23 protein-coding genes are annotated in these 24,434 nt (G+C 68.5%); 3 read left to right on the top strand and 20 right to left on the bottom strand.

Features of this window, described 5'->3' with window-relative positions; genetic code table 11:
- Window positions 1-27: 27 nt before the first annotated feature.
- From ASC37_RS04340 to ASC37_RS04325, 4 genes are read right to left on the bottom strand one after another with little or no spacing between them, the layout of a single operon-like run.
- Window positions 28-1,158, bottom strand: a complete 1,131-nt coding sequence (locus tag ASC37_RS04340) for a polysaccharide pyruvyl transferase family protein (RefSeq protein WP_055423189.1) — start codon at window positions 1,156-1,158, stop codon at window positions 28-30.
- Window positions 1,155-3,419 carry a heavy metal translocating P-type ATPase gene (locus ASC37_RS04335; RefSeq protein WP_055423188.1) on the bottom strand — a complete coding sequence of 755 codons (2,265 nt, stop codon included), beginning with the start codon at window positions 3,417-3,419 and terminating at the stop codon, window positions 1,155-1,157. Before ASC37_RS04335 ends, ASC37_RS04340 begins: the two co-directional genes overlap by 4 nt.
- Window positions 3,400-3,603, bottom strand: a complete 204-nt coding sequence (locus ASC37_RS11490) for a heavy-metal-associated domain-containing protein (RefSeq protein WP_055423187.1) — start codon at window positions 3,601-3,603, stop codon at window positions 3,400-3,402. Before ASC37_RS11490 ends, ASC37_RS04335 begins: the two co-directional genes overlap by 20 nt.
- A 17-nt stretch (window positions 3,604-3,620) precedes the next feature.
- The gene (locus ASC37_RS04325) at window positions 3,621-6,968 is read right to left on the bottom strand and encodes a DEAD/DEAH box helicase (protein ID WP_141654648.1); all 3,348 of its coding nucleotides are present in this window, start codon (window positions 6,966-6,968) and stop codon (window positions 3,621-3,623) included.
- Window positions 6,969-7,139: 171 nt separating this feature from the next.
- On the opposite strand from ASC37_RS04325, the gene ASC37_RS04320 reads away from it, so the two are divergent.
- From ASC37_RS04320 to ASC37_RS04310, 3 genes are read left to right on the top strand one after another with little or no spacing between them, the layout of a single operon-like run.
- Window positions 7,140-7,874 carry a YebC/PmpR family DNA-binding transcriptional regulator gene (locus ASC37_RS04320; protein ID WP_055423185.1) on the top strand — a complete coding sequence of 245 codons (735 nt, stop codon included), beginning with the start codon at window positions 7,140-7,142 and terminating at the stop codon, window positions 7,872-7,874.
- Complete coding sequence (gene ruvC, locus ASC37_RS04315) at window positions 7,871-8,413, top strand: crossover junction endodeoxyribonuclease RuvC (RefSeq protein WP_055423184.1); 543 nt, start codon at window positions 7,871-7,873, stop codon at window positions 8,411-8,413. Before ASC37_RS04320 ends, ruvC begins: the two co-directional genes overlap by 4 nt.
- Entirely contained in the window at window positions 8,410-10,176 is a 1,767-nt protein-coding gene (locus tag ASC37_RS04310; RefSeq protein ID WP_055423183.1) for a Na/Pi cotransporter family protein, read from the top strand. Before ruvC ends, ASC37_RS04310 begins: the two co-directional genes overlap by 4 nt.
- A gap of 13 nt (window positions 10,177-10,189) precedes the next feature.
- Here the strand turns inward: ASC37_RS04310 and rapZ are convergent, their stop codons facing one another.
- The 16 genes from rapZ to ASC37_RS04230 all read right to left on the bottom strand — a co-directional run bounded on the left by rapZ (window position 10,190) and on the right by ASC37_RS04230 (window position 24,401).
- A complete protein-coding gene (gene rapZ, locus ASC37_RS04305; protein ID WP_055423182.1) occupies window positions 10,190-11,041 on the bottom strand; it encodes an RNase adapter RapZ in 852 nt (283 codons plus the stop codon).
- A 71-nt stretch (window positions 11,042-11,112) separates the two neighbouring features.
- Entirely contained in the window at window positions 11,113-11,430 is a 318-nt protein-coding gene (locus tag ASC37_RS04300; protein ID WP_055423181.1) for a nucleotidyltransferase family protein, read from the bottom strand.
- On the bottom strand, window positions 11,415-11,825 hold the full coding sequence (locus tag ASC37_RS04295) for an HI0074 family nucleotidyltransferase substrate-binding subunit (RefSeq protein WP_055423180.1): 411 nt from the start codon (window positions 11,823-11,825) through the stop codon (window positions 11,415-11,417). Before ASC37_RS04295 ends, ASC37_RS04300 begins: the two co-directional genes overlap by 16 nt.
- Window positions 11,822-12,031, bottom strand: coding sequence for a hypothetical protein (locus ASC37_RS04290; protein WP_055423179.1), 210 nt, complete (start codon window positions 12,029-12,031; stop codon window positions 11,822-11,824). Before ASC37_RS04290 ends, ASC37_RS04295 begins: the two co-directional genes overlap by 4 nt.
- Window positions 12,032-12,119: 88 nt before the next feature.
- Window positions 12,120-13,043: an MBL fold metallo-hydrolase gene (locus tag ASC37_RS04285; RefSeq protein ID WP_055423178.1), complete on the bottom strand. Its 924-nt coding sequence runs from the start codon at window positions 13,041-13,043 to the stop codon at window positions 12,120-12,122.
- Window positions 13,044-13,153: 110 nt separating this feature from the next.
- Window positions 13,154-13,420: a DUF1289 domain-containing protein gene (locus tag ASC37_RS04280; protein ID WP_198288999.1), complete on the bottom strand. Its 267-nt coding sequence runs from the start codon at window positions 13,418-13,420 to the stop codon at window positions 13,154-13,156.
- Window positions 13,399-14,322 carry a hydroxymethylglutaryl-CoA lyase gene (locus tag ASC37_RS04275; protein WP_055423176.1) on the bottom strand — a complete coding sequence of 308 codons (924 nt, stop codon included), beginning with the start codon at window positions 14,320-14,322 and terminating at the stop codon, window positions 13,399-13,401. The genes ASC37_RS04280 and ASC37_RS04275 overlap by 22 nt, the downstream gene beginning before the upstream one ends.
- Complete coding sequence (locus ASC37_RS04270) at window positions 14,322-16,352, bottom strand: acetyl-CoA carboxylase biotin carboxylase subunit (RefSeq protein WP_055423175.1); 2,031 nt, start codon at window positions 16,350-16,352, stop codon at window positions 14,322-14,324. Before ASC37_RS04270 ends, ASC37_RS04275 begins: the two co-directional genes overlap by 1 nt.
- Window positions 16,353-16,362: 10 nt before the next feature.
- Window positions 16,363-17,151, bottom strand: coding sequence for an enoyl-CoA hydratase/isomerase family protein (locus ASC37_RS04265; protein ID WP_055423174.1), 789 nt, complete (start codon window positions 17,149-17,151; stop codon window positions 16,363-16,365).
- Window positions 17,152-17,174: 23 nt separating this feature from the next.
- A complete protein-coding gene (locus ASC37_RS04260; RefSeq protein ID WP_055423173.1) occupies window positions 17,175-18,782 on the bottom strand; it encodes a carboxyl transferase domain-containing protein in 1,608 nt (535 codons plus the stop codon).
- A 17-nt stretch (window positions 18,783-18,799) separates the two neighbouring features.
- Window positions 18,800-19,402, bottom strand: a complete 603-nt coding sequence (locus ASC37_RS04255) for a 2-hydroxychromene-2-carboxylate isomerase (protein ID WP_055423172.1) — start codon at window positions 19,400-19,402, stop codon at window positions 18,800-18,802.
- Between the two features lie 11 nt (window positions 19,403-19,413).
- Window positions 19,414-20,547, bottom strand: a complete 1,134-nt coding sequence (locus ASC37_RS04250; protein WP_055423171.1) for an acyl-CoA dehydrogenase family protein — start codon at window positions 20,545-20,547, stop codon at window positions 19,414-19,416.
- A 31-nt stretch (window positions 20,548-20,578) separates the two neighbouring features.
- Window positions 20,579-21,487, bottom strand: a complete 909-nt coding sequence (locus ASC37_RS04245) for a DMT family transporter (protein ID WP_082438367.1) — start codon at window positions 21,485-21,487, stop codon at window positions 20,579-20,581.
- Complete coding sequence (locus tag ASC37_RS04240) at window positions 21,478-22,692, bottom strand: acetyl-CoA C-acyltransferase (RefSeq protein ID WP_055423170.1); 1,215 nt, start codon at window positions 22,690-22,692, stop codon at window positions 21,478-21,480. Before ASC37_RS04240 ends, ASC37_RS04245 begins: the two co-directional genes overlap by 10 nt.
- A 26-nt stretch (window positions 22,693-22,718) precedes the next feature.
- A complete protein-coding gene (locus ASC37_RS04235) occupies window positions 22,719-23,891 on the bottom strand; it encodes an isovaleryl-CoA dehydrogenase (protein WP_055423169.1) in 1,173 nt (390 codons plus the stop codon).
- A 69-nt stretch (window positions 23,892-23,960) separates the two neighbouring features.
- Window positions 23,961-24,401, bottom strand: a complete 441-nt coding sequence (locus tag ASC37_RS04230; protein WP_055423168.1) for a MerR family transcriptional regulator — start codon at window positions 24,399-24,401, stop codon at window positions 23,961-23,963.
- Window positions 24,402-24,434: the final 33 nt, after the last annotated feature.

Below are 24,434 nucleotides of genomic sequence, written 5' to 3'. Positions count from 1 at the left end.
AGAGGGTTCACAAGATGGCTGCATAACCTATTGAACGTGAACGACTTTTCTGAAAATTTTCAGGAAATGCATGTCATTCGAGTGCGATGGCCCTGAGGCGACACCCGGCGCCCAGAAGGTTTGCTCCGGGTGCCAGGTGCCGAAATAGGCGCGCAGCTTGCGCGCAGCGTGCGGCTCCCGTTCCAGCGCCACGGCCGGCACCCCGAAGGCGCGGGCCGTGAGCAGCAGATGCAGGCTGGTGGCACAGACTTCCACCGCCCCGGCAGCGAGCCCGCCGATTGCCTCCAGCCGGAGCTCGTCGATCAGGCGCAGCGCCGCCCGGTTCGACGGCGATAGGAAGCGGGACAGGCGCTCGAGCGCTTCTAGCGTGTCGTGCCACGGGGCGGCGCCGGCACGCACGAGGGCGAAGCACTCGCCTGCTTCGCGGCCTGCTTCCAGCCAGGCGGCGAGCGCCGCGAGCCACGGGTCGGTGGCGCATTCAGCAGCGAACTGCACCAGGCGATAGGCACCGAGCCGTGCGCGCCAGCCGGCGGCATGCGTTTCGAGCGCCGCTGCCAGATTCGAGGCGGCAAGCCCCTCGGCGGGGTCCGGCGCGAGCGGCAGGGAAAGCCCCTGGCGGGCAAAGAGCGCTCGGGTGCGGGCATCGCGCACGCGCGCTTCGTCCGCCGCGGCGAGTGCCGCGAGCGCGGCGCGCTGCACGCTGCGCGGCAATGCGTCGAACCCCGTGCCGCCGCAGGGAGCAAAACCGAGGCGTCGCACTCCGGGGGCGTCCCCTCGGCGCAGCACGTAGGGTAGCGGCCGGTGCGTGCCCAACCGACGCACCGCCTCGCGGCGGCGGGCGCAGGGGTCGGCATCGAAGCAGGCGATCGCCCGTGCGGCACTTTCTTCGTCGAGCAGCATCACCGCTGCGGTCCAGGCGTCGCAATCGAGGATCTCGCCGCCGACGTGGTACAGGTCGTAGCCTTGCTTCAGGTCCGCGATCACTTCGGGCAGGGGGTGCACCGCGAATCCGGCCACGGAACGCGCATCCCAGGCGCGCAGGCCAGCGAAGTGCACACTGCGCCCGCCGGCGGACTCGGCGGCGAGCCGGGCAAGCAGCAGGTCGCCGTAATTGTGCCGGTCGAAGGCGCCGAAGAGCACCAGGTCGATGGCGCTCATATCGCCCGGCGCAGGCGCAGCGAGTGGGTCACCACGAAGAGACTGGAGAGGCTCATGGCCGCGGCGGCGAGCATGGGGTCGAGCAGCCAGCCGGTCCAGGGGTGGAAGATGCCAGCCGCGAGCGGAATGAGCACCACGTTGTAGCCGTAGGCCCAGACGAAATTCCAGGCGATGGTGCGACGCGTGGCGCGTGCAAGGCGCACGGCCTGCGGCACGGCGGCCGGGTCGCCGCGCATGAGCACCACGTCGCCGGTCTCGATCGCCACGTCGGTACCGGTGCCCATGGCGATGCCCACGTCGGCCTGGGCGAGCGCCGGCGCGTCGTTGATGCCATCGCCCACGAAGGCGAGCCGCCGCCCCTGGGCCTGCCATTGACGCAGCGCCTCGGCCTTTTCTTCGGGGCGCACCTCGGCGCGAACTTCCTCGATGGCGAGCGCCCGGGCCACTGCCTCCACGCTGCGGCGCAAATCGCCGGAAAGAAGCGCCACGCGCAGGCCGAGCGCATGGAGTTCGGCCACCGCCGCCGCGCTCGTGGGCTTGAGCGGATCGGCAAACGCCAGCACCCCCACGGGAACGCCGTCGGCCGCCACCCACACGAGCGTTCTTCCTTCGCCGGCCTGCGCCTCGGCCCAGGACGCCAACGCCGCATCCGGCGCCCGCGTTCCCACCTCCTTCTCCAGGAAGCGGCGCGAACCCACCGCGAGCCGCAACCCTTCGACGCGGCCGCGGATGCCGCCGCCCGCCACCGGTTCGACCTCCTCGGCCGGCGGCAGCGGCACCTCGCCCACGGCCGCGAGCAGGGCGCCGGCAATCGGATGCTCGCTTGCTTTTTCCAGTGCGGCCACGCGCAGCAGCCACTGCCGCGCCTCGCCCGGCGCATTCCAGCACGCTTCCACCAGCGCCGGTCGCCCGGCGGTGAGCGTGCCCGTCTTGTCGAAAACCACGGTGTCGATCGCGGCGAGCCGCTCCAAGGCGGCGCCGCGGCGCACGAGGATGCCGCATTCCGCCCCCCGCCCCGTGGCGACCATGAGGGCGACGGGCGTGGCGAGCCCCATCGCGCAGGGGCAGGCGATGAGCAGCACGCTCACTGCAGTGACGAAAGCGTAGGAGAGCCGCGGTTCGGGACCGAAGGCCAGCCAGAGGGCAAAGGTGAGCGCGGCCACGGCGAGCACCAGCGGCACGAAAACGCCGGCCACGCGGTCGGCGAACGCCTGGATGGGCGGCTTCTCGGCTTGCGCCCGTTCGACCAGCGCGATGATGCGCGCAAGCAGCGTCTCGCGGCCGACTTCGGTCACCTCCATGGCGAAGCCGCCGGAAGTGAGCACGCTGCCGCCGACCACCCGATCGCCGGGGCGCTTTTCCACCGGCAGCGGTTCGCCGGTGAGCATGGACTCGTCGACCCAGCCCGCTCCCTCGCGCACGATGCCGTCGGCGGGAAGGCGCTCGCCCGGGCGCACCTGCACCCGGTCGCCGGGGCGCAGTTCCTCGACAGGCAATTCCCACACCGAGCCGTCTTCGCGCAAAACCCGTGCCGTGCGCGGCTGCAGCCGCAGCAGGCGCGAGATGGCGCGGGATGCCCGGCCGCGGGCGCGCGCCTCCAGCATGCGCCCGAGCAGGATCAGGGCGACGATGACTCCGGCCGATTCGAAATACAGATGCGCGCTGCCTGGCGGGAAGATCCCCGGCGCGAGCCAGGCGAGCAGCGAATAGCCCCAGGCGGCGCCGGCCCCCAGCAGGACGAGGGCGTTCATCGCCGGGGCGCCGTGGCGCAGTTCCGACCAGCCGGCGCGCAGCAGCGGCGCGCCGCAGGCAAAGAGGATGAGCGAGGAGAGCGCCGCCTGCAGCGCCTGCCACAGCCACATCGGGGCGAGGCGGGCAAAGAGCGCTTCTCCGCCCGGCAGCATCGGCCCCATGGCGAGCAGCACGAGCGGCACCGCGAGCCCTACGGCCCAAAGCACCCGGCGCCGCGCCGCGCGCGCGGCCTCGTCTTCCTCGTCGGCGGAAGACTGTGACGCCCGCGGCACCGGCTCGTAGCCGAGTTCGCGGATGGCGCGCCGGATGGCGGCCTCGTCGACGCGGCTCGGGTCGTAGCGCAGCGTGGCGCGCTCGAGCGCCAGATTGACGCTCGCCTGGCGCACGCCCGGCAGCCGCAGCAGAGCCCGCTCGATGCGCCGCACGCAGGCAGCGCAGGTCATGCCGCGGATGCCCAGTTCGAGCTCGGCCTCGGCGGCGGGCGCGGAATCAGGCGAGTCTTGCGTCATAGCCCTCTTCGAGGATCGCCTCGATCACCGCCTGCGGGCTCGGATCGCCTTCGATCACCACTTCTTCGCGCTCCCGGCTCACCGAGACGACGCGCGTCACGCCCGGTACCTTCTTCAGCGCCTCGGCCACGGCCTTCTCGCAGTGCGCGCAGCTCATCCCTTTCACTTCGTAGCGTTGTTGCATCGTCCTTGCTCCTGTCGTCAAGCTTCCACGGGCGAAGAAGACAGCAGTGCCGCCACGTCTTCTTCGGTGAGCGCAAACCCGCCCGCCTCGCCCGTCTCCAGCGTGCCTTCGGCAAGCGTGCGTTTGCGCGCCTGCATCTCCAGCATTTTTTCTTCGACCGTATTGGCTGCGATGAGTTTATAGACGAAGACCGGCTTGTCCTGACCGATGCGGTGCGTACGATCGATCGCCTGTTCCTCCACCGCCGGGTTCCACCAGGGGTCGAAGAGGATCACCGTGTCGGCCTCGGTGAGGTTCAAGCCCACGCCGCCCGCCTTGAGGCTGATGAGGAAGACCGGCGCTTCGCCCTGGCGGAAGCGATCGATCACCTCGTCGCGCCGGCGCGTGCTGCCGGTGAGCTTCACGTAAGGGATTTTCAGCTCGGCGAGCACCGGCTCGATGCGCTCGAGCATCTGCACGAACTGGGAAAAGATGAGGATGCGCCGCCCCTCTTCGACGAGTTCGGGCAGGGTCTCGCGCAGCCAGTCGAGCTTGGCCGATTCCTTCACCTGGCGCGCCTGCGGCAGGTCGACCAGCGTGGGATCGCAGCACACCTGCCGTAGTTTGAGGAGCGCATCGAGCACCGTGATCTGGCTGCGGGCAAGCCCCTTTTCGGCCAGCGCCCGGCGCACGCGCTCCTGCATGGTCAGCCGGATCGCCTCGTAGACCTTGGCCTGCTTCTCGCCCAGCGTCACGGTCTGCACGATCTCGGTCTTGGGCGGCAGTTCCGCCACCACCTCTGCCTTCGTGCGCCGCAGCAGGAACGGGCGGATGCGCCGGCGCAGATGCTCGAGACGCGCCGCGTCGCCCTCCTGCTCGATCGGATGGCGATACCAGCGGTTGAAGGTCTCGAGCGAGCCGAGAAAGCCCGGCATGAGGAAATCGAAGAGGGACCACAGCTCGCCGAGATGGTTCTCCATCGGCGTGCCGGTCAGGCACAGGCGCTGCTCGGCGCGAAACTTGCGCACGTGCTGCGAGATCTGCGCCCGCGGATTCTTGATCATCTGCGCTTCGTCGAGGATCATCACCGACCACGCCTGCGGGCGCAGGAGCTCCACGTCGCGCCACACGAGCGGGTAGGTGGTGATGACGAGATCGTGGCCGGGAATCGACTCGAGCCGTTCGCGCCGCTGCGCCCCGTGCCAGACGAGCACGCGCAAATCGGGGGTGAAGCGCGCCGCCTCGCGCGCCCAGTTGCCCACGAGGCTCGTGGGCGCCACCACCAGCGCCGGTTGCTCGAGCCGGCCGGCGCGCTTTTCCGCCAAGAGATGCGCGAGCGCCTGCAGCGTCTTGCCCAGCCCCATGTCGTCGGCCAGGATCCCGTGCAGGCGATGCCGGCGCCAGAACTGCAGCCAGGCCAGGCCCGTGCGCTGGTAGGGCCGCATCTGCGCCTGCAAGCCCGGCGGTTCCTCCACCGGCATGGGGCCGCCGTAGCGCTCCAGCTCTTCGAGCATGGCCGACAGCGTCGGTGCCTGGATCTGGGCCAAGGTTCCGGGCGGCAGCTCGCGCAGCAGGGAAAAATCGTAGCGCGACAGCCGCACCGGCCCCTCGCGCCGCGGTTCGCGCCGCAGCAATTCCAGCGTCAGCTTCAGGATGGGTGCGATCGGCTCGAGCGGCACCACCGCACAGGCGTCTTCTTCCGGAAAGGGATAGACGATTTTCTCCGGCCAGTCGTCCTCGCCATAGCGCTCGAAGACCTCCGCCGCGAGCTCCGTGAGGTCGATCTCGCGCTCGCCCGCTTTCACCTTGGCGTCGAACGCGAACCAGTCGCCTCCTTCGTCGGCCTGGGCGAGTTCCACTTCCGCCGTGCTCGCCTCCCACTCCTGCGGCCAGAAATCGTCCCCCACCTCGATCTCGGGCGAGAACTCGCCCAGCACCCCGGCTTCGAGCCGCTCGCGCAGCTCGTGCCACAGCAGGGGGGATTCGGCCTGCGCCTCGTATTCGGTGAAATCGGGCCAGGCGAGCGCCATCCGCAGCGGCTCCAGCAGCACCCGCACCGTGCCGAACCACTGCTTCTCCCGGGCCACGGAACGGTGCGGCAGCTCGAGGCGCACCTCGTCCCCGAACGGATGATGCACCCGCCCCTGGGCATCGACCGCGACTTCGCCGTAGCGCACTTCGGGACGGATGCGCCGTTTTCCTTGCTCGTCGCGCCACAGGACGAGGCGAAAGTGCGCGGGTTCCTCGACCCGCACCGTCGCCACGGGGGCCGGAGCCGGCAATGCTTCGCCGAAGAGCTCGCTCCAGCGCCGCGCGAACACCGGCGCTTCCGCCTGCGGCACCGGCGGCAAGGCGTCGAGCCGCTCGACGTCGGCCCATTCCACTCCCTCAGGCAGGATCAGTGGCCCCACGGTATGGGTCTTGCGCTCGAAATAGTGCCAGGGCAGCATGAAGCGCAGCGGCACGATGCCCGCCTCGCCATTGCCCTCCACGTGCCACACGCCCTGGAATGCCCCGCGCGCCGTCTCGCGCCATAGCCACAGCAAGCGCCTTGGCTCGCCCCAGCGCAGGAAGACGCCCTCCGTGTGCGATCCAAGACAGGCGCGTCCGCTCTGGACGATGGCGGCAAAGGCCGCACCCAGCCAGGTACGCGGAGGACCGTGCATCGACGCCACCGCCAGCCCCATCAGATCGGCGACGGTGAGCGCCTCATAGATTTCCCGATGGTAGTAGACCGTGAGCAGATCGACGGGCTTGCCGGCGACGAAGCGGCGCGGATCGCGCTTGTAGGGACGGGTGAGAAAGGCATTCCAGCCGAAGAGGCCGCGGCGCTCGTCGAGCCGCACGTCGTAGAGGATGCGCTCCGGCGGCTGCTGGTCCGGCCCCGGGTAAGGGTGCGGCTCGTGGCGCAGACGGCGCTGGCGGGCCGTCTCCTCGATCCAGCGCATGGCCGGGGAGCGCTTGGCCTCCTGGTCCTTGGCGATTCGCGCGACTGCGGCAGACACGCCTTCCTTGTCCGGCGAAAGAGACCGGTTGCCGAGCATGAGCTCGACCAGCTCGCCCAAGTGGATCCGTCCCTCTTCCTCCGAGGGGGGGAGGGGATTTCCGGAACCTGGCACCTCGACCTCTTGCCCCCTGGCAGCCTCCCGCTCTGCAAGCCGCCCGGCGAACTCGATGAGCAGCGCCGCACAGTGCTTGCACGCCTCACCGATGGGGCAGGTACAGGAACATTCAATGGACGAAGGTTTGACGTCGCTTTCTTCGTCCCATGATATATCGATATGCTGCACGTAAGGAGAACGCTGCGTTCCCTGAACCCGGCCCTCGATGTGCCAATGCTGCTCGTCGCCAGAAAACTCATAGGAGCGCACCCTATCCCGTTGCACCAAATCCTCTCCCCGTGACCAGTAGACGGGACCGAAGACGTGGAGCCTCAACCACTCGAGACGACGACGGTTGCGTTCTGCCGGATTCATTGCGCTCACGCCGGGGAAAGGGGATCGCACAGTATAATTGGCCAAAGGTGCAAACTCAATCGCAACGCGGCAGGAGAGGCAATGGCTGGCCATTCCAAATGGGCGAACATCCGTTTCCGCAAAGAACGGCAGGACGCCAAACGCGGCAAGATCTTCACCCGGCTCATCCGCGAGATCACCGTGGCCGCGCGCAACGGCGGCGGCGACCCCAACTTCAACCCCCGTCTGCGCGCCGCCATCGACAAAGCCAAAGAGCACAACATGCCCTCCGAGAACATCGAGCGGGCCATCAAGCGCGGCACCGGCGAGCTCGAGGGGGTGAGCTACGAAGAGATCCGCTACGAAGGCTACGGCCCGGGCGGCGCGGCGGTGCTCGTCGACTGCATCACCGACAACCGCACCCGCACCGTGGCCGAAGTGCGCCACGCCTTCAGCAAGCATGGCGGCAACCTCGGCACCGAGGGCTGCGTCGCCTTCCAGTTCAAGCACTGCGGCCAGATGATCTTCGCCCCTGGCACGAACGAAGATGCGCTGCTCGAAGCGGCGCTGGAAGCCGGGGCCGAGGACGTCATCACCAACGAGGACGGCTCGATCGAGGTCATCACCCCGCCTTTCGAGCTCGAGCGCATCCGCGCGGCGCTGGAAGCGGCCGGTTTCACCCCGGAAGTGGCCGAAGCGGTGTGGAAGCCGCTCAACGAGATCGAGCTCACGGGCGAAGACGCCGCCAAGATGCGCAAGCTCATCGACGCCCTCGAATCGCTCGACGACGTGCAGGCGGTCTACACTTCGGCCGTCTTCGACGAAGAGGAGCCATGACGGCGGTGCGCATCCTCGGCCTCGACCCGGGGCTGCGCATCACGGGCTTCGGCGTCATCGAGCGGCACGGTACCCGGTTCGCCTATGTGGCCAGCGGCTGCATCCGCAGCGGCGAAGGCACCCTGCCCGAGCGGCTCGCCACCCTCTTTCGCGGCGTGGACGAGCTCATCGCCACCTACCGGCCGACCGAGGCCGCCGTCGAAAAAGTCTTCGTCAATCTCAACCCCCAATCGACCCTGCTCCTGGGACAGGCGCGCGGCGCCGTGCTCTGCGCGGCCTTGCTCGGCGGCACCGCGGTGCATGAATACACGGCGCTGCAGGTGAAACAGGCCGTGGTCGGCTACGGCAAGGCCGACAAGGTGCAGGTGCAGGAAATGGTGACGCGGCTGCTCGGCCTCGATGCCACCCCGGGGCCGGACGCGGCCGATGCGCTCGCCTGCGCCATCTGCCACGCCCACCAAAGCACCCACCCCTACGCGGCGCAAGCCGTGCGGCGCCGCGGCGGACGGCTGCTCGTCCCCCCGCCCTCGCGCCGATGAAGCCGATCGCGCTGTGGCCGGCCTGGGCGCGCAACCTGCCGCGCCTGCTCCTCTTGGGGCTGCTCGGCTGGTGGCTCGTCAATAGCGCCACCGCCAACGAGATCGCCGCCGGCCTGGCCCTCTTCCTGCTGGGCATGCGCTCGCTCGAAGATGGCGTCAGGGCGCTGGCCGGCAGCGGGCTCGAAACGCTGGTGCGCACCAGCACCCGCAGCACCCTCGGCGGCCTCGTTTTCGGCTTTTTCGCCACCGTCGCGACCCAGTCGAGCGGCATCGTCTCGCTAATGACCATGTCTTTCGTCTCGGCGAAGATGATCTCCTTGAACAGCGGACTCGCGCTCATCCTGGGGGCCAACATCGGCACCACCACGGGCACCTGGATTTTCGCCACGCTGGGGGCCTCGCTCGATCTCGCACGCTACGCGCTGCCCTTCGTCTCGCTCGGCATGGTGCTGCGCTTTTCGCGTGAACGCGCTTTCGCGGCCACGGGCCACATCCTCATCGGCCTGGGGCTGATCCTCTTCGGCATCCATTACCTGAAGATCGGCTCCGAGCTCTTTCAGCAGCAGTTCGACCTGCGCGCCTATGCCCCGCCGGGGTACGCCGGGCTTTTGACCTACACCGCGGTCGGCACCCTTGCCACGGTGGTGATGCAATCGAGCCACGCGACCATGCTGCTCACGGTGGCCGCACTTGCGTCCGGCCAGATCGGATTCGACAACGCGCTCGCCATCGCGATCGGGGCCAACATCGGCAGCACCGCCACGGCCCTGCTCGGCGCGATCGGCGCCGACGTCGCGGCCAAACGGCTCGCCCTCGGGCATTTCTTCTTCAACCTCTTCGCCGCTGTGCTGGCTCTAGCCGCCTTCCCCCTCTTTCGCACCGGCACGCGGCTCGGTGCCAGGCTGCTCGGCCTGCCGGAAGACGATGCGCTGCTGCAGCTTGCCTTCTTCCATACCTTCTTCAACGCCGTGGGCGTGTGCCTCGCGCTGCCGAACCTCTCACGCTTCCTGCGGCTGCTCCAGCGCCTCTTGCCCGACACGACCCCGGCCCTGACCGCTCCAAAATACCTCTCGCCGACCCAGCTCAAGACGCCCGACGTGGCGATCGAATCGCTGCGCAAGGAAACCTGGCGCCTGTTCGACCGGGCGATCGACCTCATCGCCCTGGTGATGCAGGTCGACCCCAAGGCCATGCGCGCCGGAGAAGATCCGCACGAGCTCGACCACCCACCCGCGCGGGTTCATACGATCGACATCGACGGTCTCTACCGGGCGCGGATCAAGCCGCTCTCCGGGCTCATCGTAGACTTCGCCGCGCGCCTCGCGCCGCCCGCTCCCTTGGCGGCCAAACTGCAGCATATCCTTCAGGCGAGCGCCGCCATCCAGGAAGCGGTCAAGGACACCAAGCACCTGCAGAAGAATCTCGTTCCCGGCCTGCAGCACCCCAACTCCATCGTGCAGCGGCAGTACCTGCGCTACCGCCGCCACCTCGTCGAGACGCTCTACGCCATCGCCCATCTGCCGCGGGAACCGGGCTGCGACGGCAGTGCCGCCGAGCTCACGCTGGTCACCCACACCTCGCTGGCGCAGCTCGACCCGCTGGCCAACGGCCTGCTGGAAGAATGGCTGAAAAACGGCGAACTCTCGCCGGAAGAGGCCACCTCGATGATGAACGACACGGCCTACGTGCGCCGCATCACCGAGAACCTGCTCACCGCCGCGCGGCTGCTGGGCGAGGCGGCGCTGCCGCCGCATGCCGCCTGAGCGGAACGCCCCCTCAGGCAGAAAGCACGGCCGGGCAGTCGCGGTGGCGCACCAGCACACGGCCGCGCGCCGCGAACGCCCGCCCCAGGCGCTCCACCAGATACACCGAGCGATGCTGCCCGCCGGTGCAGCCCACCGCCACCGTGAGATAGGCACGATGCTCACGCTCGTAGCACGGCAACCAGCGATCGAGAAAACCGGCGATCTCGGCAAACATCGCCTCCACCTCGGGAATGGCCTCCAGCCAGCGCACCACCGGCTCGTCACGCCCGGTGAGCGGCCGCAGCGCCTTGTCGTAGTAAGGATTGGGCAGACATCGCGCGTCGAACACCAGATCCGCATCGAGCGGCACGCCGTGCTTATAACCGAAGGACTCGAAAGTGAGGGTGAGCCAGCCGCCCTGTCCGGCAAAGACGAACTCGCGGATCCACGCGCGTAGCATTCCGGCCGAGAGGTCGCTCGTGTCGATGCGATGCGCCCGCTGCGACAGCGGCCCCAGCACCTCGCGCTCGAGCGCGATCGCCTCCACCAGGGGCCGTCCTTCGCGCGCCAGCGGATGCGTGCGCCGCGTCTCGGAGAAGCGCTCGAGCAGCACCCCGTCGCGCGCTTCCAGAAAGAGCAGATCGACGCGATGCCCCTGTTCCGCCAGGCGCTCGAGCGTGCCGGGAAGCGCCTCCAACCCGCCGGTGCGCGCGTCGATGGCGATCGCCACCTGCGCCACCGCCTGCCTCGCCAGGTGCTCGACCACCGGCGCGAGAAAGGCCACCGGCAGGTTGTCGATGGCCACGAACCCGGCGTCTTCCAGCGCCCGCAGGCCCACCGTCTTACCGGAGCCCGAAAGCCCGCTCACCAGGATGATGCGCATTGGATCCTCCTCGACGATTCAGCCGCGTATGGCGATACGCCCCCACCTCCGCTCAGGGATCATGGCGTCCGTTACGGGTAAATGCGCCTCCCCTCCCGGCGGATTTTATCCTTGAGGGCCGTATTGGCGAGGCGATCCCAGTGCAGGAGGTCGATCTTGAAGAGGATGGGGAGTTCGTCGATCTCGTTCCACAGGGCGGAGAATTCCTCCTCGCTCATCGAGGGGGCGAAAACGGCCAGATCGATGTCGGAGCCGGGACGATGCATTCCCTTGGCGCGGGAACCGAAGAGGCGTACTTCCTCGATCGTAGGATGGCGGGCGAAGACGCGGCGCAGGTCGTCGAGGATCTCGTCGGCGAGGCCCGACAGGTCGGTCACTGCGACGACCATCGACGCACCTGCTGCGCGAGTTCCTGAAAAAGGGGCAACCCCGTGCGGCAGACGAAACGATAGACTTCTTCGGCCAAGGATTCGTCGTAGGTGTGGCTGGTGAGGTTGCGCATGCGCTGGGCTTGGCTCCAGGCGTTGCCATCGTGCAGCAGCCTCGCGGCCAGGGCCTCACGGAAGACTTCGCGGGGCGTCAGTGCCTCGATTCCCTCCTCGAGCAGTTTGAGTCGCAGGACCTTCCATGCGAGCTCCCAGCAGAATTCGAAACGTTGGATGACCGAGTCGCGGAGGAATTCCGAGTACGGCTGGGCGCAGGCTTCGGCGAGCCGCTCGGTGGCCTTGAGGAAATCTTGGCAGCGCTCGTGGAAGCGTTCGTGGAAGCGTTCGTGATTCGTCATACCGTGCCTGGGGGCGGAGTACGCGCAAGCAGCGCGCCGAGGTCGAGGTTGATGCTGGTCACCGGTCGGAGACGTCCACCTTGCGTGCGCCGTCGCAAATCCTGCCACTGCCCGACCAGCGAGCCGGATGTGACGACAAGCACGGTCCCGCGCGCCTCGATCCCGGCGATGGCGGCGTTCTTGCGGAGATCTTCGCGTTTGAGCATACCGGGCTCTACCCGTCTTTCGACATCGAAGAGCGATGGTATCACCCCCAGCAGCAGGGCGCTACGGACCTCGTTCCTTCCCGAGTGCTCACGCCGGCAGCATCGCCTGCCATTGCCCTGCGGCGCGGCGGATCGCCCCGGCGCGTTCGAGCTCGTCGCCCAGCCAGCGCACTGCCTCGTCGGGCGTCAGTTCGATCCAGTCGAGGGCGCGCTGGAAGAGTTCGACCCCCGCCAAGGTGGCGCGTAGTTCTTCTTCCTCCATGCGCCCCCGTTCGAGCAGGGTGAAGGTGACGCAGGCGCGCAGGGCGTTGCGCGCGATGCGCCGGGGATCGTTGGCGAAGGCTTCGAGCCGCCCCCAGGCGCGCTGCAGGGCTCCAGCCACGTCGCGAAAAGGGGCGCCGTGCCCGGGGATCACCCAACGCACCGGCAGGCGTTCGATCGCCGCCAGCGCCTCCCGCGCCGCGGCGATGGCATCCGCCTGGCCGAGCAAGGAGGGAAAGAGGATGCCGAAACCGTCTTCCCACAGGGCGTCGCCGCTGATGAGCACGCCGTGCGAGGGTTCGAAGTAGGCGAGCGCGTGCATGTCGTGTCCCGGCACGGAAACCGCGCGCCACTCCCACTCGCCCATCGGCACGGTGTCGCCGGCCGCGATGGTGGCCGAATAGGAGAAGGGCTCGGCCTGTTGCCCTGCATTGGAGAGCAGCAAGGCGGCTTCGTCCCAGCGCCCGATCGGGTCGGCCAGCCCCTCCGGCACCCAGATGGGACAGCCGAAACGCCGCGCCACCGCCGCGTTGCCGCCCAGATGATCCGAATGCGAGTGCGTGTTGACCAGGCGCACGATGGGCTCCCTGCCCACCGCGGCGTCGAGCAACGCCAGCGTCTCTTCCGTTTTCGTCACGTAGCCGCTGTCGACCAGCGTCCAACCCTCGGCACCGCGCAGCAGCACCGAGTTCGAGGAGAGCCAGCCGCGCTGCAACACCACCATTCCCTGGGGCAGAGTCTGCGTCGTCATCGTTTCCCCCGACTCTTCGCCATACACGCGCCGACCGCAGCCGACGCATACACCGTCTTCGATCGTACAAATGCCAACGCACTCGGGTTCCATGGAACGCCTCGAACGCGCTACGACGCTGCCGGATCGCCGCATTGCGCGGTGCCCAGCTTCGGCGCATCCAGCGCATGGCTGTTCGCTTCTCCCTCACCGAGCGCGGCGCGCCGCCGCGCCACCGCCGCGAGGATGCGGCGGCGCTCGGCCTCGTCCGCGTCGCGCCAGAGGGCGATCTCCTCGCGCGTGCGCAGGCAGCCGACACACCAGCCGGCCCGCTCGTCGAGCCGGCACACGCCGATGCAGGGCGAGGCCACGACCGTCATGGCTGCGGCACTGCGCACGATCCGCCCAGCGCACGGGCCACGCGCGAGGCCGGTTCGCGCCCGAGCAGCCCGCTCACCCACCAGGCAGTCTCGACGAGCGCTTTCAGATCCACGCCCGTCTCCACGCCCAGTCCGTCGAAGAGATAGACCAGCTCCTCGGTGGCGACGTTGCCCGAGGCCCCCTTGGCGTAGGGGCAGCCGCCCAGGCCGGCGACGGAGGCGTCGAACGTGGCCACGCCAAAACGCCAGGCGGCGTAGACGTTCGCCACCGCCATGCCGTAGGTGTCGTGGAAATGACCGGCGAGCCGCTCGAGCGGCACGCGCTGCGCCACCGCTTCGAGCAGGGCGATCACCTGCCGCGGCGTGCCCACGCCGATGGTATCGCCCAGCGAGATCTCCTCGCAGCCCATCTCGAAGAGGGCGGCGGCGACCTCCGCGACCTTCTCCGGCGCCACCGGCCCTTCGTAGGGACAGCCCACCACGCAGGAGACGTAGCCGCGCACCCGCACCCCGGCGGCGCGCGCCTGTGCCACCACCGGTCGGAAACGCTCCAGCGCTTCGGCAATGCCGCAGTTGATGTTCTTGCGGCTGAAGGTCTCGGAAGCGGCGCCGAAGACGGCGATCTCGTCGACGCCGGCCGCGAACGCCGCTTCCAGCCCCTTGAGATTAGGCACGAGCACCGGATGACGCACGCCGGGGTGGCGGCGCCCGCGCAGGGCACGCATCACTTCGGCATGATCGGCCATCTGCGGCACCCATTGGGGCGAGACGAAGGCGGTGGCCTCGATCACCTTCAGGCCGCAGGCGGCGAGCCGCTCGATCAGCGCCAGCTTGTGCTCGAGGGCGATCGGCGTCTTCTCGTTCTGCAGCCCGTCGCGCGGCCCGACTTCGACGAGCGTGACCTTGGCGGGGCCTTCCATCACGCTTCCTCCTTGACCGGTTCGAAGTCGACCAGCTCGGCCCCATCGGGCACCTGTTCGCCCACGGCGAAGCGCACCGCCTTGACGATGCCGTCGGCCGGCGCGACGATGGCGTGCTCCATTTTCATGGCTTCGAGCACCACCAGCGTCTGCCCGCGTGCGACCTTCGCGCCCGGCTCGACTTTCACCGCGATCACGCGCCCCGGCATGGGAGCGGTGAGCCCTGCCGCATCCACCCCGGTGCCAGCGCCTTCCGTTCCTTCCTGACCACAGAGGTCGAACACCCAGGCGCGGCCGTCGAGGAAGACGTGCCGCCGGCTGCCGGCGGTCACCGCCGTGACCGTGGTGCGCCGGCCGTCGAGCTCGAGCCTCAGGCTGTCCTCGCCCAGCATCGCGCCCCAGGCGGTAGCGCTTGCCACGGATTCGCCTTTCTCGTCGAAGAGCTGCAGCTGCAGCTTCTCACCCAGGCAACGGGCCTGCACGCGGCGCGTCGTCTCGCCGGCGCGCCACTGCCAGCGCCGCAGCGCCGGCGCGTTCACGCGCCAGCCGTCCACGGCGTGCCAGGGCGATGTGGGGTCGGGTGCACGGCGGGCGGATTCCTGCATGCGGCGCGCCTCGGCCAGGCGTTCCGCGCAGGAGACGGCGAACCATGCCGCCGGCGGCGGTTCTTCGGCCCCCCCGAAGAGGAAGGCCGATTCGCGCTCGATGAGACCGGTGTCGAGATCCGCTTGGCGAAAGGCCGGAGAGTCGACCAGTTTTCCCAGGAATTCGACGTTGTTCGCCACGCCGACGATGCGATATTGCGCTAACGCCTGCCGCATGCGCGTGAGCGCCTGTGCCCGGTTCTCGCCCCAGACGATGAGCTTGGCGATCATCGGATCGTAATGGGGCGTGATCTCGTCGCCCTGCTCCACGCCGGTATCCACCCGCACCCACACGCTCTCGGGCGGCGGCTGCAGGTGCACGAGCCGCCCCACCGAGGGCAGAAAGCCTTTGACCGGATCCTCGGCATAGATGCGCGCCTCGATGGCGTGCCCTTCGAGCGGAATCTGGTCCTGGGCAAGCGGCAGCGGTTCGCCGGCGGCCACGCGCAGCTGCCATTCGACCAGGTCGAGCCCGGTGATCATCTCGGTGACGGGGTGCTCCACCTGCAGCCGCGTGTTCATCTCCATGAAGTAGAAGGCACCGGAGGGCTCGACGATGAATTCGATCGTGCCCGCGCCGACGTAGCCCACCGCCTTGGCCGCCGCCACCGCCGCCTCGCCCATGGCGGCGCGCCGCTCCGGCGTCATGCCGGGGGCCGGGGCCTCTTCCAGCACCTTCTGGTGGCGGCGCTGCACCGAGCAATCGCGCTCGTAGAGGTGGATCACCTGGCCGTGGGCATCGCCGAAGACCTGCATCTCGATGTGCCGCGGCCGCAGGATGTACTTCTCGATCAGCACCCGGTCGTCGCCGAAGCTCGAACGCGCCTCGCGCCGGCAGGATTCGAGCGCCTCGGCGAAGTCCTCCGGCCGGTCGACGCGCCGCATCCCCTTGCCCCCGCCGCCGGCACTCGCCTTGATGAGCACCGGAAAGCCGATGCGCATGGCCTGCTCGAAGAGGTAGGCCGGCCCCTGCTCCTCGCCGTGATAGCCGGGGGTGAGCGGCACGCCGGCAGCCTCCATCAGGCGCTTGGCCTCGGCCTTGGAGCCCATCTTGCGGATCGCCTCCACCGGCGGGCCGATGAAGACGATGCCAGCATCGAGGCAGGCCTGGGCAAACGCCTCGTTCTCCGACAAGAAACCATAGCCGGGGTGAATGGCCTGGGCGCCGGTACGCCGCGCCGCCTCCAGGATGCGCTCGATGTCGAGGTAGGATTCGCGCGCCGGCGGCGGGCCGATCCACACGGCCTCGTCGGCGAGCCGCACGTGGCGGGCGTTGCGATCGGCGTCGGAATAGACCGCCACCGTGGCGATGCCGAGCCGCCGCGCCGTGGCGATCACGCGGCAGGCGATCTCGCCGCGGTTGGCGATCAAAATCTTCTGGAACATTGCTCCCTCCTCAAGGACGCGGCACCCAGGCAGCGGGACGTTTTTCCAGGAAGGCGCTCAGCCCTTCGCGCGCCTCCTCGGTGGCGCGCAAGCGGGCGATGCGCTGCGCCGTGTCTTCGAGCACCTCGGGCGTGAGCGGACGGTCGGCCACCGCGTCGATGAGCTCCTTGGCCGCCGCCTGTGCCTTGGGCCCGCCGCTGAGCAGCGCCTGCACCACCTCGTCGATCTTGGCATCCAGCGCCTCTTCCTCCACCACCTCGTGCGCCAGGCCCAGGGCAAAGGCCCGGGTAGCGTCGATGCGCTCGGCGCTCTGGAAATAGCGCTTCGCCTGACGCACGCCGATCGCCCGGATCACGTAGGGGCTGATCGCCGAAGGAATGATGCCGAAGCGCACCTCGGAAGTGGCGAACACCGCCCGCTGCGAAGCGATGCAGAGGTCGCAGGCGCACGCCAGCCCCATGCCGCCGCCCAGCGCCGCACCGTGCACCCGCGCGATGGTCGGCTTGCCCATATGCGCGATCTGCCACAGCATGCGCGCGAGCCGCCGCGCGTCTTCGAGGTTTTCCTCGAAGGAAGCCGCACCAGCCGCTTTCATCCAGTTGAGATCGGCCCCGGCGGAAAAGCTCTTGCCGCGCCCGGCGAGCACGACCACGCGCACCTGCGCGTCGGCATCGAGCCGCGTGAAGGCGGCCGTGAGCTCCTTGATCACCTTGGCGTTGAAGGCGTTGTGCACCTCCGGGCGATTGAGCCATACCGTGGCCACCGGCCCCCTCGTCTCGATCACCAGCGTCTCGTACATTCCTCTCCTCCTCGATTTTTCCGTTACATGCGGAACAGGCCGAAGCGCGTCTCGGCGATGGGAGCGTTGAGCGCCGCCGACAGGCTCAGCCCCAGCACGCGCCGCGTCTGCGCCGGATCGATCACGCCGTCGTCCCACAGACGTGCCGTGGCGTAATAGGGGTGCCCCTGGCGCTCGTACTGCTCGCGGATCGGCGCCTTGAAGGCTTCTTCTTCCTCGCGCGACCAGGTTCCGCCCTTGGCTTCGATCGCGTCGCGTCGCACGGTGGCCAGCACGCTCGCGGCCTGCTCGCCGCCCATCACGGAAATGCGGCTGTTGGGCCAGGTCCACAAAAAGCGCGGCGAATAGGCCCGGCCGCACATGCCGTAGTTGCCGGCGCCGAACGACCCGCCGATGATGACGGTGAATTTGGGCACCTGGGCGGTGGCCACGGCCGTGACCATCTTCGCCCCGTCCTTGGCGATGCCGGAATTCTCGTACTTCTTGCCCACCATGAAGCCGGTGATGTTCTGCAGAAAAAGAAGCGGAATGCCGCGCTGGGCGCACAGCTCGATGAAGTGCGCCCCTTTCTGCGCCGATTCGCCGAAGAGGATGCCGTTGTTGGCCACGATCCCCAGAGGGAAACCGTAGAGTTCGGCAAAACCGGTCACCAGGGTGGTGCCGTAGCGCGCCTTGAACTCGTCGAAGCGCGACCCGTCGACCAGCCGCGCGATCACCTCGCGCACGTCGTAGGGCTTGCGCGTATCCTGCGGCACCACGCCGTAGAGCTCCTGCGGATCGTAGGCCGGCTCCTCGGCCTCGCGCCACGACAGATCCACGGGCTTGCGCGCGTTGAGATGCGCCACGATGCGCCGCGCCAGATAGAGCGCGTGCGCGTCGTTTTCGGCGAGGTGGTCGGCCACACCGGAGATGCGCGTGTGCACGTCGCCCCCGCCGAGCTCCTCGGCCGTGACCACTTCGCCCGTGGCCGCCTTCACGAGCGGCGGCCCGCCCAGGAAGATGGTGCCCTGGTTGCGCACGATGATGGTCTCGTCGGACATCGCCGGCACGTAGGCCCCGCCCGCCGTGCACGAGCCCATCACCACCGAGATCTGCGGGATGCCCTGCGCCGACATGTTGGCCTGGTTGTAGAAGATGCGCCCGAAGTGGTCGCGGTCGGGGAAGACCTCGTCTTGCAGCGGCAGGTAGGCGCCGCCCGAGTCGACCAGGTAGATGCACGGCAGGCGATTCTGCTGCGCGATCTCCTGCGCCCGCAGGTGTTTCTTCACCGTGATCGGGTAGTAGGTGCCGCCCTTGACGGTGGCGTCGTTGGCCACGATCATGCACTCCACGCCCTGCACCCGCCCGATGCCGGCCACGATGCCGGCCCCCGGGGCTTCGTCGTCGTACATCCCCCAGGCGGCCAGCTGCCCGATCTCCAAAAAGGGTGAGCCCGGGTCGAGCAGGCGCTCGACGCGCTCGCGCGGCAGCAGCTTGCCGCGAGCAGTGTGTCGCCGCCGTGCCTCTTCCCCTCCACCTTGCTGCACGCGGGCCACTTTCTCTTCCAGATCCGCGACCAGGCCGCGCATCCATTGCGCATTGGCGGCGAACTCCGCCCCGCGCGGATCCACTTTCGATACGATACGGCTCATCCACCCCTCCTTTTCCGTCAGAATCCGCCTTCAGCGAGCCAGCGTTCGATCTGCGGCAAACGATCCACCCCCCAGAAAGGCTCCTCGTCAACGAAGACGAAAGGCGAACCGAACACGCCGCGCGCGATCGCCTCGTCGCATTCGCGCTTGAGTCGCGCCTTCACCGCCTCGCTGCCTGCCGCCTCGGCGAGCGCCTCCACCTGCCCGACACCGACCGTCGAGGCCAGGCGCAGCACTTCTTCGAGCGAAGAGACGTCGACCCCGTCGGTGAAATAGCGCCGGAACACCGCCCGGGCGAAGGTCTTGGCCTGCGCCGGATCACGATCGTGCAGCAGATAGAAGACGCGGGCGGCCTGATGCGTCGAAATGGGAAAACGCGCCGGCACCACCACCGGAATGCCGTAGAAGTGCCCCGAGCGCACGAAATCGCGCCGCGCATAAGGCCCCTTGAGCGGATGATCCGGCAGGGGCTTGTCGCCGGTGCGCTGGAACACCGCCCCGAGCAGGAAAGGCCGCCAACGCACCTCACGGCCATGGCGCGCCACCACGGCGTCGATCTGCTCGGCCATCAGGTACGCGTAGGGCGAGGAAAAGTCGAAATAGAACTCGATCGGACGCATCGCTTCTCTCCTCATGCCGCCAGGCCGCGGGCGATCACCAGGCGCTGGATCTCGCTCGTGCCCTCGTAGATCTGGCACACGCGCACGTCGCGGTAGATGCGCTCCACCGGAAAATCGCTCACATAGCCGTAGCCGCCGTAGATCTGGATCGCCGCCGAGCACACCCATTCGGCCATTTCCGAGGCGAAGAGCTTGGCCATCGAGGCTTCCTGCAGGCAGGGACGGCCGGCATCCTTGAGGCTCGCAGCGTGCCACACCAGCTGACGCGCCGCCTCGATCTTGGTGGCCATGTCGGCGAGCTTGAACTGCACCGCCTGGTGCGCGAAAATCGGCTTGCCGAAGGCTTCGCGCTCATGCGCGTAGCGCAGCGCCGCCTCGAACGCCGCGCGCGCCATGCCCACGCTCTGGGCGGCGATGCCGATGCGTCCGGCCTCGAGCTGCGACAAGGCGATCCTGTAGCCCTCACCCTCGGCACCCACCAGGGCATCGAGCGGCACGCGGCAGCGCTCGAAGGTGATCTGCGCCGTGTCGCTCGCGCGCTGCCCCATCTTCTCCTCGATGCGCGTGACGAGATAGCCCGGCGTGTCGGTGGGCACGAGGAAGCAGGAAATCCCCTTCTTGCCGGCGGCCGGATCGGTCACCGCCAGCACCAGCGCCACGTCGGCGTTTTTTCCTGTGGAAATGAACTGCTTGACGCCGTCGATCACCCAGGAGTCGCCCTCGCGCACCGCCACGGTGCGGATCGCCGACGCATCGGACCCCACATGCGGCTCGGTGAGGCAGAAGCAGCCCAGCGCCTCGCCGCGCGCGAGCCGCGGCAGCCATTCCTGCTTCTGCCGCAGCGAACCGTAGGCGAGCGTGATGCCGCACACCAGCGAATTCTGCACCGACACCACCGTCGAGGTCGCCCCGTCGCCGGCGGCGATCTCTTCGAGCGCCAGCACCAGGCTCAGGTAGTCGAGTCCTGCCCCGCCCCATTCGACGGGCACCGTCACCCCCATCGCCCCGAGCTCGCCCAGTTCGCGCAGCGCCTCGCGGGGAAAGGTGTGCTCGCGGTCCCAGCGCGCCGCATGCGGCGCAAGCTTTTCCTGCGCGAAGGCGCGCATGGTGTCGCGGATCAGTTCGTGTTCCGAATCGAGGATCATCCCCCCCTCCTTCATCGTTCGTCGTTTTCGTTCAGCGCCGCGTCGTCGTCAGCCACACCCCGGCGAGCACGGCCGCGCCGCCCAGGGCCACCGAGGGTGGAAACGCCTCGCCCAAGGCGAGCGCCGCCATCAGCACCGCCGCCAGCGGCACCAAGTTGATGAACATCGCCGCGCGCGCTGCCCCCAGCACCCGCACCGCGTCGGTGTACCACGTAAAACCGATCGCCGTGCCGAAGACGCCGAGAAAAGCCACCGCCGCCCACACCGACGGGCTCCACTGCGCCCAGTCGATGCCGCCGGTGGCAAGCGCCGCCGCCCACAGCAGCACCGCCCCCAGGACGCAGGACCAGAAAGTGGCCGCGAGCGCCGAGACGAGGCGCGTGGCGCGTTTGCCCACGAAGGTATAGGCCGTCCAGCAGACGACGCAGCCCAGCAACAGCACCTCGCCCGGCCCGATGCGGCCGGCGAGCGGCGCGAGCGGATCGCCGTTGCCGATCACCGTGAGACAGCCGACGAAGGCGAGCACTGCCCCGAGCACCGCCAGCGGCTTTGCGCGCTCGCCGCCAAGCCACCACGCCAGCACCGCCACCGCCACCGGATTCAAGGCCACCACCAGCGCCCCGCGTCCGGCGCCGACGTGCTTCAAGCCGTAGAAGAAACACAGGTTGTAGAAGAAGACCCCCGTGAGCGCCAGGCCCACGATCGAGCGCCAGGCTCGCTGCCACGAGTCCGCGCCCATCGGCTCTCCCTTGGCGAGCATCACGGCGCCGAGCACGAGCGCGGCCAGCGTGAAACGCGCCGCCGCCGCGGCAATGGGCGTGGTCACCGCCTGCGCCACCACCCGGCCGGCCACCCAGGTCCCACCCCAGCTCAACATCGCCGCGACGAGTTTCACATAGACCGACAGGGTCGCCTCGCCGGCGACGGGGCTCAGCCGCAAGCCACGCTCCCTTCGAGCTCGATCGCCATCGCCGTGGCTTCGCCCCCGCCAATGCACAGGCTGGCCACCCCGCGCCGCCCGCCGGTACGCCGCAGCGCCCCGATGAGGGTGACGAGGATGCGCGCACCGGACGCGCCGATCGGATGCCCCAGGGCGCAGGCACCGCCGTGGATGTTGACCTTCTCGTGCGGCAGGTTCAACTCCTTCATCGCGATCATGGTCACCACGGCAAACGCCTCGTTGATCTCGAAGCAATCCACCGAAGCGGCATCCCAGCCCGTCTTCGCGAAGAGGCGCTTCATCGCCCCCACCGGGGCGGTGGTGAACCATGCCGGCTCGTGGGCAAACGTGCTGTGCCCGACGATGCGCGCGATCGGCCTGCAGCCCAGGCGCTCGGCCTCGGCCCGGGTGGTGAGCACCAGCGCAGCCGCCCCGTCGGAGATGGACGAGGAATTGGCCGCGGTGACGGTGCCGCCCTCACGAAACGCCGGCTTGAGGGTAGGGATCTTGTCGAGCTTCGCCTTGAGCGGCTGCTCGTCGATCTCCACCACCCGCTCCCCGCCGCGCCCGGCGATTTTCACCGGCACGATCTCCCAGGAAAACGCCCCCTCCTTGATCGCGCGCTGGGCGCGTTCGGTCGAGGCGATGGCGTAGGCATCCTGCTGCTCGCGGGTAAACCCGTAGTGCTGCGCCGCGTCCTCGGCAAACGTGCCCATCAGCCGCCCTTTCTGGTAGGCGTCTTCCAGGCCGTCGTAGAACATGTGATCCAGCAGCTGGCCGTGCCCCAGGCGCAGGCCGGTGCGCCCCTTGGGCAGCAGGTAGGGGGCATTCGACATCGACTCCATGCCACCGGCCACCGCCAGCGCCACGGAGCCGGCCTTGAGCGCGTCGTGCGCGAGCATCACCGTCTTCATGCCGGAGCCGCACACCTTGTGCACGGTGGTGCAGGCGACCGAAGTCGGCAGCCCCGCGCCCAGCGCCGCCTGCCGCGCCGGCGCCTGGCCTTCGCCAGCCTGCAGCACGTTGCCCATCAGCACCTCTTCGATCGATTCCTTGGGCAGCCCGGCGCGGCCGATCGCTGCTTCGATCGCCGCCGCGCCCAGGCGCGGGGCCGGCACTTCGGCCAGATCCCCGAGAAAACCACCCATCGGCGTGCGTGCCACGCCGACGATCACCACGTCGTCGGCCCGCTTGTCCTGCGTCATCGTGTTTCTCCTCGTATCGTCAATAATCAGGCCGTCTCGTCGAAGAGCTCGCGCCCGATGAGCATGCGGCGGATCTCGGACGTGCCCGCGCCGATCTCATAGAGCTTGGCGTCGCGCCACAGCCGCCCGGTAGGATAGTCGTTGATGTAGCCGTTGCCGCCCAGCGCCTGGATCGCCTCGCCCGCCATCCAGGTAGCCTTCTCCGCTGCGTAGAGGATGACGCCGGCGCAGTCCTTGCGCAGCTTGCGGCTGTGCTCGCTGCGATCGAGCGCCTGCCCCACCGCATAGACGTAGGCGCGGCAGGCCTGCCAGGTGGTATACATGTCGGCGAGTTTGCCCTCCATGAGCTGGAATCGGCCGATCGGCTGGTTGAACTGGCGCCGCTCGTGCACATAGGGCAGCACCACGTCCATGCACGCGGCCATGATTCCCAGCGGTCCGCCGGCGAGCACGGCACGCTCGTAGTCGAGCCCGCTCATGAGCACTTTCACCCCCTCGTTGACCTTGCCGAGCACGTTCTCTTCGGGCACCTCACAATTCTCGAAAAAGAGCGGATAGGTGTTCGAGCCGCGCATGCCGAGCTTGTCGAGCTTGTTGCCGGCGGTAAAGCCCTTCATCCCCTTCTCGACGATGAAAGCCGTGATGCCGCGAGGGCCCGCCGCCGGATCGGTCTTGGCATAGACCACCAGCACGTCGGCGTCCCCGCCGTTGGTGATCCACATCTTGCTGCCGTTGAGCACGTAGCGATCGCCCTTTTTCTCGGCGCGCAGTTTCATGCTCACCACGTCGGAACCGGCCTCGGGCTCGCTCATCGCCAGCGCCCCCACCCACTCGCCGGAGACGAGCTTGGGCAGGTATTTACGCTTTTGCGCCTCGGTGCCGTTGCGGTGGATCTGGTTGACGCACAGGTTCGAATGCGCCCCGTAGGAGAGCCCCACCGCGGCGCTCGCACGCGAGATTTCCTCCATGGCGATGATGTGCGCCAGATACCCCATGGCGCTGCCGCCGTACTCTTCGGCCACCGTCATGCCGTGCAGGCCGAGTTCTCCCAGCTTGCGCCACAGATCCGGCGGAAAGGCATTCTCCCGGTCGATCTGCGCCGCCCGCGGTGCGATCTCCTGCGCACAGAACGACTGCAGCGTCTGACGCAGCAGGTCGTGCGTTTCTCCCAGCCCGAAGTCGAGCCCCACCGTCTCCATGTTTCCTCCTCCTTTGGTGTTGACGTTGACGTTAACGTAAACCAAACCGGGCCGTTTGCAAAGCCCCCATCAAGTGGCGGCCTCGACGCGCGCCTGCAGTTCCTGGCGTGCGGCCTCGGCCCCCCGGGCATCGTGCCCCAGCAGGCTCAGACACTGGCGCTCGAGCATGTCGATCTCGCCGAGCACCGCCTCGATGTCGCTGCGCTGCTGTTCGAGCGTACGGCGCCGTTCTTCGAGCACGCTGAGGAAGCGGCGCAGTTGCGGTGCCGAATCGTGGCGCCCGTCGTACATGTCGATCAATTCCTTGATCTGCGCAAGCGACAGCCCCAGACGTTTGCCGCGCAGCGTGAGCTTGAGGCGGGCCCGGTCGGCGCGACCGTAGATACGCATCCTCCCTTCGCGGCGCGGCTGCAGCAGCCCCTGATCTTCGTAGTAGCGGATCGTGCGCGGCGTGATGCCGAATTCCCGCGCCAGATCCGAGATGGTGAAAAATTCCTCTGTTCGGCTCATCCTCGCCTCGTCGTTTTTCCGGTAGACTGGTTT

Source organism: Tepidiphilus thermophilus (assembly GCF_001418245.1).
Classification (GTDB): domain Bacteria; phylum Pseudomonadota; class Gammaproteobacteria; order Burkholderiales; family Rhodocyclaceae; genus Tepidiphilus; species Tepidiphilus succinatimandens.
Note: the sequence above shows the minus strand (reverse complement) of the source record. Positions and strands in the feature narration are given on the sequence as shown.